10 protein-coding genes are annotated in these 13,199 nt (G+C 45.4%); 6 read left to right on the top strand and 4 right to left on the bottom strand.

Features of this window, described 5'->3' with window-relative positions; all coding sequences use genetic code 11:
• The first annotated feature begins 35 nt into the window (after positions 1 to 35).
• From CLIN57ABFB40_RS04820 to CLIN57ABFB40_RS04800, 5 genes are all read left to right on the top strand, one after another.
• Positions 36 to 1,004 (top strand): fimbrillin family protein, encoded by a 969-nt coding sequence (locus CLIN57ABFB40_RS04820; protein ID WP_175629119.1) that lies wholly within the window; start codon positions 36 to 38, stop codon positions 1,002 to 1,004.
• Between the two features lie 160 nt (positions 1,005 to 1,164).
• The gene (locus CLIN57ABFB40_RS04815) at positions 1,165 to 2,556 is read left to right on the top strand and encodes an IS4 family transposase (protein WP_262886940.1); all 1,392 of its coding nucleotides are present in this window, start codon (positions 1,165 to 1,167) and stop codon (positions 2,554 to 2,556) included.
• A 200-nt stretch (positions 2,557 to 2,756) separates the two neighbouring features.
• Positions 2,757 to 4,613 (top strand): WG repeat-containing protein, encoded by a 1,857-nt coding sequence (locus tag CLIN57ABFB40_RS04810; protein ID WP_175629118.1) that lies wholly within the window; start codon positions 2,757 to 2,759, stop codon positions 4,611 to 4,613.
• A gap of 44 nt (positions 4,614 to 4,657) precedes the next feature.
• Positions 4,658 to 5,665, top strand: a complete 1,008-nt coding sequence (locus tag CLIN57ABFB40_RS04805; protein WP_175629117.1) for a hypothetical protein — start codon at positions 4,658 to 4,660, stop codon at positions 5,663 to 5,665.
• 53 nt (positions 5,666 to 5,718) lie between these two features.
• Positions 5,719 to 7,356: a leucine-rich repeat protein gene (locus tag CLIN57ABFB40_RS04800; RefSeq protein ID WP_175629116.1), complete on the top strand. Its 1,638-nt coding sequence runs from the start codon at positions 5,719 to 5,721 to the stop codon at positions 7,354 to 7,356.
• Between the two features lie 170 nt (positions 7,357 to 7,526).
• Here the strand turns inward: CLIN57ABFB40_RS04800 and CLIN57ABFB40_RS04795 are convergent, their stop codons facing one another.
• Positions 7,527 to 8,678 carry a serine/threonine protein kinase gene (locus CLIN57ABFB40_RS04795; RefSeq protein WP_175629115.1) on the bottom strand — a complete coding sequence of 384 codons (1,152 nt, stop codon included), beginning with the start codon at positions 8,676 to 8,678 and terminating at the stop codon, positions 7,527 to 7,529.
• On the bottom strand, positions 8,671 to 9,249 hold the full coding sequence (locus CLIN57ABFB40_RS04790) for a hypothetical protein (protein ID WP_175629114.1): 579 nt from the start codon (positions 9,247 to 9,249) through the stop codon (positions 8,671 to 8,673). Before CLIN57ABFB40_RS04790 ends, CLIN57ABFB40_RS04795 begins: the two co-directional genes overlap by 8 nt.
• A 110-nt stretch (positions 9,250 to 9,359) precedes the next feature.
• Between CLIN57ABFB40_RS04790 and CLIN57ABFB40_RS04785 the strand changes: the two genes are divergently transcribed.
• Positions 9,360 to 11,462, top strand: a complete 2,103-nt coding sequence (locus tag CLIN57ABFB40_RS04785; protein ID WP_175629113.1) for an alpha/beta hydrolase family protein — start codon at positions 9,360 to 9,362, stop codon at positions 11,460 to 11,462.
• Positions 11,463 to 11,580: 118 nt separating this feature from the next.
• Here CLIN57ABFB40_RS04785 and CLIN57ABFB40_RS04780 read toward each other — a convergent pair whose 3' ends face one another.
• Entirely contained in the window at positions 11,581 to 12,087 is a 507-nt protein-coding gene (locus CLIN57ABFB40_RS04780; protein ID WP_175629112.1) for a flavin reductase family protein, read from the bottom strand.
• Between the two features lie 22 nt (positions 12,088 to 12,109).
• Positions 12,110 to 13,108 (bottom strand): MBL fold metallo-hydrolase, encoded by a 999-nt coding sequence (locus tag CLIN57ABFB40_RS04775; RefSeq protein WP_175629111.1) that lies wholly within the window; start codon positions 13,106 to 13,108, stop codon positions 12,110 to 12,112.
• Positions 13,109 to 13,199 lie beyond the last annotated feature (91 nt).

Genomic DNA, 13,199 nt, shown 5'->3' with positions numbered 1-13,199 from the left:
TCAAGGAAATCAAAAAGGAAAAAGAAAAAAAGAATATGAAACCAACGATTCATACCATCTATACGGCTTGCATCTGCCTGCTCTCCAGCATGGCGATGGTAAGCTGCGGACAGGAAGAAACGGCAGGCAGTAAGGAGACAGAACGGAACAACGTGATGCAGTTCCGGATTTCGCATCCTTCACAACAACAAACTGCTCCTGCCAGCCGCGCCACGGAAACAGACTTCGAGACAAACGACCGCATCGGTCTGTTTGTCTGCGGAGAAAATGAACCTCTGCAAGTGGGAGGCAACTACGTGAACAATGCTTCACTGACCTACAACGGAACGGCATGGACTCCCGCCCGCCCTATTTACTGGAACGACGGCAGTTATGACGTGTATGCCTACTACCCCTACTCCTCTCCTGTCCTGTCGACAGATGAAATGGAGTTCAGCGTGGCAGCGGACCAAAGCAGTACAACCGCCCCAAACGTAGCAGGCACAAACGCAACAAGCACAGCCGACGTATTGGGAGGTTATGAAGCCAGCGACTTCCTGTGGGCATCGGCAAAGAAACAGACCGCCGGCAATGATGCCGTGGCACTGAAATTCAAGCATTGCATGAGCAAACTTACCGTACGGCTCATCAAAGGCGAAGACTATGACGGCGACGAACTGCCACAGGATGCCGAAGTGTTTATTCACAACACCGTACCCGATGCTACCATCGACCTTGCCGCAGGGATAGCCACCAAAACACTCTACGGCACGGAAGCCACACTGAAAGCAAAGGCAGCAGGAAACAACAGATACACGGCTATCGTCGTTCCGCAACGAATCACTAACCGCCGTCCGCTGGTGGAGGTAGTGATGAGAGGCGTGTCGTACCTGATGGAAAGTGCTTTCGTTTTTAAGCCGGGGATGCATCATATTGTTTCACTGACTATCACGAAAAATCCAGAACAAGTGAAGATTGAGATTGGTGGAGAAATTGAAAATTGGGAAACAACAGAAGAATCATAATTTTAGTTTCACCACAGATTACACGGATTTTCACAGATTAAATAGTTTTCTATAGGTTGGAAAAGGCTGTATAAAAAGTCGTTAGTAACTCAAATTCCCCTCCTTCTTCAGGAAGCTACCCTTTATACACAAGTATATATTATTTTTTTATCTTTGCTTGATGTTATTAGAGACAGATCAAATTCGTGATCCTCGGCTTTTGCGACGTTTAAACTTAATTTGCTCTCAGATGGTTGTCCATCAAAGTGCTATAGTGAATCAATTTAGTAAGGAACATAAAGAAAAGATGGGTGCTTATAGATTTTTGAACAATTCCTCAGTCAGTTCTGATGCTATCTTATCAGGTCTGATACAAACTTGCTGTAAGAATGCTTCCGGTCGTAAGCATTTACTGTGTATTCAAGATACCTCGGAGATAAACTATGAGGCTCATGTTGAGCGAATGAAGAAAAAAACAGTCAGTCCCGGCATTGTCGGTCAAAAGCAATGTGGTACTTTTTTGCATCCAGTCTTGGTAGTGGATGCCTCCAGCCATATTCCTATAGGCTTTTCTTCGGTCAAGCAGTGGAATCGCTCACCGGATGCTTTAAGTCGTGAAGAACGTAATTACAGATATCAGCCTATAGAAGAAAAAGAGTCATATCGTTGGATAGAAAGTGGCATGGCTGCCAGTGAGCAAATGCCCCGGGATGCAGTTAAAACGATTATCGGTGACCGTGAAGCGGACATTTTCGAGCTTTTCAGCCGTATCCCTGCTGATAATGTTCACTTGCTGATCCGTTCTGTTCATGAAAGGAATTGCCGGTTGGATAATCCAGACTGTTCTGTCCATCTGAATACATTAATGGATCAGGCTGTTCTACGGGCAGAGTATAGCTTTGAAGTGCTCCCGGGAAGCGGACGTAAGAAACGGATAGCGTGTATGGAACTTCGCTTTGAAAGAGTCACTTTGTGCGCTCCTGTTAACGGTCCGGCAAAGGGCAGTCCCCCTGTTAGTCTTTATTGCATACATGTTAAAGAAAAATCTTCCAGTACACCGATAAATGAGAGTCCTATTGAATGGAGACTGCTAACTACACATGTGGTGGAGACTGTAGAACAAGCAATTGAATGTATCGGTTGGTATCGTTGTAGATGGCTGATTGAAGAGTTGTTCAGAGTACTCAAAAGAAAGGGATTCATGATTGAGGACGCACAGTTGGAAACAGTTTCGGCATTACAAAAACTAATCTTAATTTCCTTGCAGGCAGCCCTGCAGGTGATGGTACTCAAACTTTCTTTTGATAAAGAAGATGAAAACCTCTCTTCAGAAATCTACTTTACAAGCAAAGAAATAGAATTATTACATATAGTAGGAAAAAAGAGTGAGGGAAATACAAAAATACAGCAAAATCCATATAAAAAAGAATCAATGGCATGGGCGGCATGGATTATTGCAAGGTTAGGAGCATGGAGTGCATACAAGAGCCAGTCCATTCCAGGATATATAACCTTTAAGAATGGACTGGATAGATTTTATACACAGTTTGAATTGTATGAGTTAATCAGCTAAGACTTGTGTATAAAGGGTAGCTTCAGGAAGGAGGAGAATTGAGATAGAACCGACTTTTTAGATAGCCTCTTAGTTATTATTGACTTTCCGCTCCAATCATATAGTATAATAGATTAATCTGTGGAAATCTGTGTAATCTGTGGTGAATTTCCTTGTAATATGTTTATATTTGCAACGGGGGTTTTAAAAGTTAACTATCAATGAACGACAAACTGAAGTATATTGTCACTTCTATCTTTCTCTCAAGCCTGTTTGCAGTGTTATATACCGGATGCAAACCGGACAGTTTAGAAATCAACGCACTGCCTTTTCAAGAAAACGAAGGAGACAACTGGGGACTTATCTCCACCAACGGAAAGATTGAAATCCCTTCCGGAAGCTTCACTCGCCAACCGTCAGCAGTGGTCAATGGAATGTTCAGTCTGCCGGACGAAAAAGGATATTATCAACTCTACGAATTAAAACATCCGACACAACCTACCAGTGCAAGACGTTTTGCTCAAGTCGGACATTTTTTTGAAGACGTCACACTGGCACAAGAGTTTCCGGACTCTCCTATCCTCGTCATCGACCGGAAAGGACAAAGTATCAACAATATCGGAATAAGCCTGCATTACGACATCATATTAGCACATAACTTTGCCGAAGGCAGAGCTTTGTTCTGCACCCGAAAAGGGAAGTATGGCTATATGGACACTCGAGGGAACATCCTCATTCCGCCTATATATGACCAAGCGTATGACTTCCACGAAGGCTTGGCACTGACAGGCAACACGAACGACAAGGGTGAGACCAGCTACCAGCTGATCGACCTGTCCGGAAACGTACGTATTCAAATTCAAGATACGCCTGCCCTACTCGACTCACAACCTGCATGCGGACTGATAAAATACAATAACTGCCAAAGCGGGCAATGTTGCTATCTGAGCACCACAGGAAAGGAAGGAATCTTCCTCCCGGACAGCATCCGTGAAGCCTTCCGCTTCCGCCACAACGCTGCCATTGTCCATACCGACCACGGCGCAGGACTCATCGACCGCGAAGGGAAATTACTAATTGCTCCCACATACAAAGAAGGATTCATTGTCGACAACGACCGTGTGTGCTTGCGTACCGGCAACGAATGGCAGCTCGCCGACTTCGAAGGCAACAGCTTAGGAGATACAAACAAGAGCCACGAACGGATATCTACTTTCTATCCATCCGGACTTGCCATCGTCCGTTCCGAAACTCAATGCCGATGGATAGACCGACAAGGAAAGCCTGCCGACAACCGGACATACCACTGTATCGCTGAAGATCCTTCTGCATTGCAACTTGTTCCACAAATCTTCGTCCGAAAAAATACAAAGACAAAAGATGAAGAAAACAATGCTACGAACAGACCGGAAAAGACGGGAACAGTTTCCGCTTCGTCATCGGAAAAAAACACCCAGCCATCTGCAGGAAAACCACACACCACCTGTATCATCAGCAGTGATGAATGGAAGAACATCGGAAAACAAAATCCGTTCTATGACGAAGCGAAGAAAATACTATCCGGAAAACTAGCCGAAACGGATGCGGAAAACAGACAGGTGATTCTCAACTATGTGGAACATCTGCGCACATCGTACACCACCAAGGATATCGACTTCCTGACGCAACTATTCAGCGAAGAAGCACTGATTATCGTCGGCAAGGTCATCCGCAGCACTCCCCGAACAGACGGGAAATACCTGCCGCAACACCAAGTGGAATATAATATTAAGAGCAAACGTACTTATCTGGAACGCCTGAAAGTTTTGTTCAAACAGAACAAGGAAATCAATCTGCTGTTCAGTGACTTTAAAATAATGCGACACCCCACACAAGAGGGGTTGTACGGAGTCACGCTACGCCAGAAATACAGTTCCGACCTCTATTCGGACGACGGCTACCTGTTCCTGCTGTGGGATTTCAGAGATGAAACCACCCCACTGATTCATGTACGCACGTGGCAACCCCGCATGCTAGATGACCGGACACCACTGCCGGAAGAAGAGATTTTCAACATACGTAATTTCAATCTGCAATGAATATTTCTATATTAACTCCTGACACAGGAAGAAAACTGATGAGCATGAAAAGGTTACCGGATGTAAAAAGGGGCATACTAAATACAAGAAGGTACATATTGACAACCGTCATGTTCCTTATCTTTTCAACTATGTACGCACAACAGTTTTCCGTACAAAATTTCCGGCAACTGCCCAATGACATCAGTGCTTATATTCAGCCTGTGAAAGACTTGAACGATGAAGCCTGTGCACTCATCAAAATAGTAGGCAGCCGTGATTTCGCCTTCTCCACTCCTCTGGGAATAGTGAAAAGGAAAAATGACATCGGAGAGACGTGGATATACGTCCCGCGCGGTACTACACAAATTACCATTAAGCACCCGCAATGGGGTGTGCTCCGTGATTATCGCTTCCCTTCTCCCTTAGAGTCGCGCCTGACCTACGAACTGGTACTAAGTGCTCCTTCCGTTAGTATTCCCCGGAGAAAAATTCCTCCGATGGAGAACACTGTCGTCAGTGATCCGCACACATACGAACTGACCATTCAACAGCTTCCCGTACCTGAATGGCGACGTCCCCGACGACCGAAAGAGAAAGCCGCATGGTTGATTATGCCGAGCATCGGACTTCATCGCCAGGAAGCGGCAGGCGGTATACGTCTTGCCTGGATGCGGCGGCATGGAATATACCTGCATGCATTGAGCGACTTCCGCACTACCCCCAGTACCAACGGACAAGAATGTGACAAAAACGGACTACTACCAGGCAGCGCACTGCCACCCTATTACAGCGGAAGAAGCGAAAAGTCATACTACGCCCTCACCGCAGGAGGGATACATCGCATTGTCGGTAACTTCTGCCTTTACGAAGGCATCGGCTATGGAGCACGCACGGTTGTCTGGCAAACGGACGAAGGAACTTACCTGCGCAACAGCGATTATTCATCCCAAGGGCTCACCGCCGAAGCGGGTGCCATGCTCCGACTACGAAGGTTTGCCTTTTCCGTCGGCGCCATCACCACAGGCGGGAAATACTGGATGATGAACCTCGGACTGGGCATTCGCCTATGATTGCCTTCTTTAGTAAGAACGTAGAATTGCACCAAAGACATACAAATTGAACTATGCATACAAGAATCATTTGTTTCCTGGCTCTCTTCGCTTGTTGTCTGCTCCCAACAGGATGCAGTGACGAGAACCACCCTAATAATCCGGCACCGGAAATCATCCTGCACGAAGCACAGGACATCACCCGCACAAGCGCCCGTCTCGCCGGTACTGTGAATGTCCCTCCCCATAGCCATACCAACCGTTACCGTTTCCGCTATGGTACTTCACCGGATATGGAAAAAGGTGAAGAATATTCCCAGCCAAACGGACTTGTCACTACCGAACTACAAAACCTGACACCGGGAACCACCTATTATTACTGTCTGGAAGCAGGAAACGAAATGTATATGCGGCAAAGTCCCACCTATCATTTCACCACTTTTCCTAACGAACGTCCCCGGATAGAACCCATCACCTTTTTAGGACAAGGTCCTATCAGTATCATTCTATTATGCGCTGTCACAGACGACGGCGGCGACCCTGTGACATCCTGTGGCTTCCGTTATATTTCCGCCGATGGACAAGAGCTGGAAGCAAACGCATCCCTTACAACCGACAATCAATGGCGACTGCATATCAACCAATTGGAAAAGTATACCGAATATACGGTGAAGGCTTTCGCCGAAAACAAAAACGGAAGAACTTACAGCGAACCGTACCGCTTTTACACCAGTGATGCAGTAAGCCTCATCAATGCAGGCATGCTGCCCGAGATTATCGGCGAGGACGACAAAAACGACTATACACAACTGAGTATCACAGGTCCGCTGAACGGGACGGATCTCCGATTCATCCGAGAAATGTGTGGAAAAGACGTACGTGGCAACCAAACACAGGGACAGTTGCAGAAGTTGGATTTGACGGACGCACTCATCGTCGCAGGCGGATTGTCTTACGATGAGTCGCGATATACAACAGAGCATACCATCGGCAACGGAATGTTCGGCGAACTGGATATACTGACGGAAATCAAACTTCCGGAAAATACGTTGGTGATTGAACAGAATGCCTTCCGCAACTGCACATCACTGACAGCACTATCCATTCCGGGAAGTACAAAGAAACTGACTCCTTCCAGCGGATGCCACCATCTCGAACATCTGTCCGTGATTATAGGAAATTCTGAATATAGCAGCATAGACGGGATGGTGTACAGCAAAAACGGTGAAGCACTTGTATGGTTTCCCGAAGGAATGGAGAAAGATGAACTTCGTCTCTCTCCCACTCTGAAGAGTATCGGAGAATACGCATTACAAAAATGCAAAATACGGTCTATCCTATTGCCCGGTTCAGTCACAAGTATCGGAAAGCTGGCTTTCTATGCTTCCGAAATAGAATCGATCGTATTGCCGGACGAATTGCGGAGTGTGCCGCTCGGGATATTCCAGCAATGCCAGAATCTCACGACTGTCACACTGGGGAGTGACTGTGAATCTCTCTCGGATTATTGTTTTGACGGATGCCCGCTCCAGCATATATACGTAAAAGCAGTCATTCCTCCCGTCTGCCAATCGAACACATTCAGCGGAACGGAAAATATCTTTGCCGACTGTATTCTGCATGTTCCTGCGGAGAGCCTGCCGATATACAGAAACCACTCCACATGGAAACTGTTTCAACACATTAAAATGATCGAAGCTACAGGTAAATAAGTGTCACACCTGCTTGGGAGAACAGTTTCATGCCGATGAAACAAAAGTTTCATGCTGATGGAACAAAAGTTTCACACCGATGGAACAACAGTTTCACGCCGATGGAACTATAGTTTCCTACTGATGAAACAACTGTTTCCCGCACATGAAACATTCTTTTGTATGGGGGCTTAACGTTGTCGGACCAGCGACTTAACCTGCTTTAACTGGCGTTCCGCCTCTTGTTGAAGTCCTTCCCACCGACACTTATAAGCTGTAGACTCCCGCAACTCGGGTAATGGATATTCAGTATCCAGCGTAGCTTTCAGTTGCTGCATCAGTTCCAGGCTATCTGCCTTCCAATAATGTTCGTCCGCCAACGAATCGGCAGCATGTATCATTCGCATCCGTTCAGATGCAAGCAGGCGAAGACAACTTTCGCTACAGACCTGATTTCCGTAGACAGGATAAAAAGAGGGAGAAGAAGAGAAAGAGACCGGCAACAAATCACCTGCAACAGCATAAGCACCTACACAGACTACTCCTGCTAACACTGCAGCAGCCATCCCCATATAAAGCCTTTTCCTGCGAGGCACAGTTACGGCGTTTGCCACCTCCACAACGGACGCATAACGCTTTTCCCGCTTTCTACGGGTACACTTGCGCGAAACAGATGCCAACTGTTTGTCTTTTAATGCTGTAGCCATCTCACCAATAATTACCCCAAGCGAATAAATATCAGCACGCAAATCCAATGACACATCCGGTTGCAACATCTCGGGGGCAAGATAATAACGTGTGCCGGCAGGAAGCTTCAGCACATCGTAATCATCACAATCGGAAAGGCTGAAATCAATCAGTTTCACATTGTTACCGTTGTGCGTAATCAGAATATTGTCCGGCTTCAAATCACGGTGGACAATCTGCTTGCTATGGATGTATTGCAAGGCACTACACAGTTCGTCGATGATCTTGACCGCTACCGGACGAGTCAGTTTGCCTTGCTGCATAAACTCCTTCAAAGTGACTCCGTCCACATATTCCAACAGGATGCAGCACCCTATAGACGGTACATTCTCCCACCCCAATGTACGACAAATATGAGGATGTTCTAATTGATAGCCGATATTGAATTCTTTTTTAAGAGCCTGTTCGTAAAAAGCCGTTCCTTTATACATCGGCTGCAAAGCTTTCAACACATGCAACTTACCATGCCGATGGCAACGGAACAAACGATTCCATCCTGAATGGGAGGTATATATTTCCTGAATATCCGTAAAAGCCACGTCGACAGGAGGCATTGTTTGCCCTATAAAACCGGAAGTAAAAGTATCGTCACTCATTACCAATACAATTCAATAAAGTAAGACCACCGTTCCGCCCCGCAATAAATGGCGAAGTACGAACGCCATCACGTAAAACGTATGGCAAAAACAAAGGTTGCCCTTTCAAGAAAGCGGATGTCTCGAAACAGTCTCCTTTTTGCAACTTAGACTGACGTGCCTCACACACTTCGAACAAAGCCTTTCCTTTATAAAGCAAACGTAGATAACGATTGGGCGACCATCCGATTTCAACTTCCGCTCCGGGGTCAAGCTCGCTTGCCATCACCTGACAGGCAGAGAAAAATGAAGAATTGTACGCACTGCTACTCTTCAAGTAACTACAGAAAGTACTGAATAAATCAAAACCGATGAAGCGAGATAATAGATCAAGTGTCTGCATACGTGGTGTATGCATATCATTTACATATCCCCACAAACGTTTCAGTGTAGAAGTTGAAATTCTCCCCCATGAGTGACTCTGCAAATAAAAAGAAAACTCCTCAAAATCGGTAGTTGTCCGCAAAGCTTTTCCATATTTCTTTTCGACCAGCAATAAAAGTTCCGCTATTTCCGGTTTATATACATTCATGATTCAATACTGAATATTTTATAATGAACAAAGATAAGTAAAATCGTTTTATTATCGTATATTTGTCCGGCTATTCTAATAAAAAAATTACTAAACAATCATTTTAAAATATGAGACAAGCTAATTTATTTATGATGTCAGCAGCAATGTTGTTAGCTGCCTGCGGAGGAACCAAAGACGCAGGCAAGACAGATCAGGTGCTTATCGAGAAATCGGATATTAAGATCGAAGGGAAGCGCATGACTCCCGAAGCACTTTGGGCTATGGGACGTATCGGCGGATTCGCCGTATCACCCGACGGAAAGAAAATTGCGTATACGGTAGCGTATTACAGTGTAGCGGAAAACAAGAGTAACCGCGAAGTCTTCGTGATGAACGCAGACGGAAGCGAAAATCTGCAAATCACTCATACCCCGTATCAGGAAAATGAAGTGACATGGATTAAAGGAGGCAGCAAGCTCGCATTCTTAAGTAATGACAACGGAAGCAGCCAGCTCTACGAGATGAATCCCGATGGCAGCGACCGCAAGCAGTTGACCAACTATGACGATGACATCGAAGGATATTCAATCTCACCGGATGGCAAAAAACTACTGTTTATTTCACAAGTAAAGACGAAAGAAAGCACTGCCGATAAATATCCGGACCTGCCGAAATCCACAGGTATCATCGTGACCGACCTGATGTACAAACATTGGGATGAATGGGTGACGACAGCTCCACATCCTTTTGTTGCCGACTTCGACGGTAACGGCATTTCCAATATCGTGGATATTTTAGACGGTGAACCGTATGAAAGTCCGATGAAGCCTTGGGGGGGCATTGAGCAACTTGCTTGGAATACGACTTCGGATAAAGTGGCTTACACTTGCCGTAAAAAGACAGGATTGGAATATGCGGTTTCTACCAATTCGGATATTTATGTCTATGACCTGAATACTAAGAAAACAGAGAACATTACCGAAGAGAATAAGGGATATGATACCAATCCGCAATACTCTCCAGACGGCAAGTATATCGCCTGGCAGAGCATGGAACGTGACGGTTACGAAGCCGACCTGAACCGTCTGTTCATCATGAACCTGGAAACCGGAGAGAAACGTTTTGTCAGCAAGGCATTCGAATCGAATGTGGATGCTTTTGTATGGGGTGCAGATGCCAAGACTATCTATTTCACAGGGGTATGGCACGGAGAATCGCAGATTTATGCGCTGGATTTGGCGACTGATTCGGTAAAGGCTGTCACTTCGGGAATGTATGATTACGAAGGTGTGGCTCTTTTGGGTGATAAGCTGATTGCCAAGCGTCATTCTATGAGCATGGGTGACGAGATTTATACAGTGACATTGGATGGCACAACCACTCAACTGACACAGGAGAATAAGCAGATTTATGATCAGTTGGAAATGGGTAAAGTGGAAGGTCGCTGGATGAAGACAACAGATGGCAAACAGATGTTGACATGGGTGATCTATCCTCCGCAGTTTGATCCGAACAAGAAATATCCGACTTTGTTGTTCTGTGAAGGAGGTCCGCAAAGTCCGGTAAGCCAGTTCTGGTCTTATCGCTGGAACTTCCAGATTATGGCAGCCAATGATTATATTGTTGTTGCTCCGAATCGTCGCGGCTTGCCGGGATTTGGTGTGGAATGGAATGAACAGATCAGTGGTGACTACGGTGGCCAGTGTATGAAAGATTATTTCACTGCTATTGATGAAATGGCAAAAGAACCGTATGTAGACAAAGATCGCTTGGGATGTGTAGGTGCCAGCTTCGGAGGATTCTCCGTATACTGGTTGGCGGGACATCATGACAAACGATTCAAAGCGTTCATTGCTCATGACGGTATCTTCAATATGGAAATGCAATATCTGGAAACTGAAGAGAAATGGTTTGCCAACTGGGATATGGGAGGTGCATACTGGGAAAAACAGAACCCGGTGGCACAACGTACTTTCGCCAACTCCCCTCACCTCTTCGTAGAAAAATGGGATACTCCGATTCTCTGTATCCATGGAGAGAAAGACTATCGTATCCTGGCCAATCAGGCAATGGCTGCCTTCGATGCTGCCGTAATGCGTGGTATTCCTGCAGAGTTACTGATTTATCCGGATGAAAACCACTGGGTACTGAAACCTCAAAACGGGGTGTTGTGGCAACGTACTTTCTTTGAATGGCTGGACAAATGGGTAAAGAAAGCTTCATCCAAATAGGATTTCAAGAAATTAGTTACACAGTAGAATAAAACATAGTAAACTAAAAGAAGCCCCTGTTCTCAATCTCTTGAGTTCAGGGGCTTCCCCATTGCATTCATAAAAAAATCCGCTAAATTTATTCCGAATATATATTTTTAATTTCTACAATATACATCTTATGAAAACCGCCATGCGCATTATCATACCATTTTTCCAATGATTCCTTATCCAGAAAACATTCCGGTTTGATGCCGTCGGCATAGAGTTTCTTACATTCCAGGCTTAGACGGGCTTGCTCGAACAATACATTTCCCTCTTCCGTAAATATAGGTTTCAATCCGGTTTCTTTGACTTTATCTATATTCCGTCCCGACTTGGAGCCACAGACTGCATGAATGTTCTTGTTTTCTTCTCCTAAGAAAGATAACGTCAGATAGTCGCTCTTCTCTATAAATTCATATGTATAGCGTTCGGGGCGAACAAAAACAAAGGCTACGGGCTTATTCCACAACCAACCGATGCCACCCCAGCTTGCTGTCATTGTATTAAACTTCTCTTTTGTGCCGGCTGTAACCAGCATCCATTCTTTTCCGATTGCTTCGAAAAAGTTCTCTTTCAGGTCTTTAATTTCTAATTTCTTCATCTCTTTATTCATTCGTTTATAGTTATTTCTTCTTATTCAGTTTTACAATTTCTCCCAAACAAGGGATTTCTACCGGAATCTTTCTTTTCTTCGCTTCCGCCGCAAAAACTTTCGGGGGATCGTGCAAAGGTTCGTCAGACAGGTCAAATGTACCATAATGCATCGGGATAGTAAGCCCGGCACACATTTCTTCGGCAGCAGTCAGCGATTCGTAAGGCGAGATATGGTTAGGGCGCATAAACCAACGGGGTTTGTATGCGCCGATTCCCAGCAAAGCATAATCCGGCGAACCGAACAAGTCCGGAATTTCACGGAAGTGACTCGAATATCCCGTATCACCGCTATAATAGAGTGAGATGCCATCACCTTGCAGCATAAAGGCTCCCCACAATCGTTGTCCGCCGTCGCGCACGGAGCGTTTGCTCCAATGCTGTGCCGGAAGAAAGGTTATTTTGAGTCCTTCGTCTTCCATCTGCTGATACCAGCCGGCTTCAATTATCTTCATCTCAGGAAACCAGTTCTGGATTAATTCTCCTGTTCCCAGTCCGCAGAAGAGTTTCATTTGCGGATTGTTCTTCAAGAGGCGGGCAATACTTTGTTTATCCAAATGGTCGAAATGGTCGTGGCTGACGAGCAGATAGTCAATCCCTGTAAAGATGTCAGGATTAGCGGGAAATTCACTCTGACGCTTTACAAAAGGGATACTTCCGAATACCGGATCGAACATGATTCTCTTACCTGCCAATTGGAGAAAGAAAGAATTATGTCCCAGCCATACCAGGGAATCTCCTACCACAGCGTCCAGAGAACGAAGATAGCAAACTTTCGGATTCCACTTCACCGTCTTCTTTTCTTTGCGTTGAGGATTGGGCGAGAGACGCCATTTCAACACACTTCCCATCCCCGGACGGAAGCGGTGTTGTCTATTAAAAAAACGTCCGCGAACCATTGGATTTCCCCGCCAATATGGATTAACGGTGACCAGACGTTCGTTTCTCCTAAAACATATACGCTCACCCATTTTTATTTCTTGAATACGTCTTTACAAATTTAATAAAAATTCTCGTTCTACGATAAATAAGAACAAACAAAAAATGTACCCCGGACACACT

This window comes from Bacteroides acidifaciens (assembly GCF_903181435.1).
Taxonomy (GTDB): Bacteria; Bacteroidota; Bacteroidia; order Bacteroidales; family Bacteroidaceae; genus Bacteroides.
This window is presented reverse-complemented; position numbering and strand designations above follow the sequence as displayed.

Bases quoted from the DNA above. Each gene is read 5' to 3' on its own strand.
- CLIN57ABFB40_RS04815 (WP_262886940.1), top strand. From the start codon at position 1,165: ATGTTATTAGAGACAGATCAAATTCGTGATCCTCGGCTTTTGCGACGT.
- CLIN57ABFB40_RS04810 (WP_175629118.1), top strand. From the start codon at position 2,757: ATGAACGACAAACTGAAGTATATTGTCACTTCTATCTTTCTCTCAAGC.
- CLIN57ABFB40_RS04785 (WP_175629113.1), top strand. From the start codon at position 9,360: ATGAGACAAGCTAATTTATTTATGATGTCAGCAGCAATGTTGTTAGCT.
- CLIN57ABFB40_RS04820 (WP_175629119.1), top strand. From the start codon at position 36: ATGAAACCAACGATTCATACCATCTATACGGCTTGCATCTGCCTGCTC.
- CLIN57ABFB40_RS04780 (WP_175629112.1), bottom strand. From the start codon at position 12,087: ATGAAGAAATTAGAAATTAAAGACCTGAAAGAGAACTTTTTCGAAGCA.
- CLIN57ABFB40_RS04795 (WP_175629115.1), bottom strand. From the start codon at position 8,678: ATGAGTGACGATACTTTTACTTCCGGTTTTATAGGGCAAACAATGCCT.
- CLIN57ABFB40_RS04805 (WP_175629117.1), top strand. From the start codon at position 4,658: ATGAAAAGGTTACCGGATGTAAAAAGGGGCATACTAAATACAAGAAGG.
- CLIN57ABFB40_RS04790 (WP_175629114.1), bottom strand. From the start codon at position 9,249: ATGAATGTATATAAACCGGAAATAGCGGAACTTTTATTGCTGGTCGAA.
- CLIN57ABFB40_RS04775 (WP_175629111.1), bottom strand. From the start codon at position 13,108: ATGGGTGAGCGTATATGTTTTAGGAGAAACGAACGTCTGGTCACCGTT.
- CLIN57ABFB40_RS04800 (WP_175629116.1), top strand. From the start codon at position 5,719: ATGCATACAAGAATCATTTGTTTCCTGGCTCTCTTCGCTTGTTGTCTG.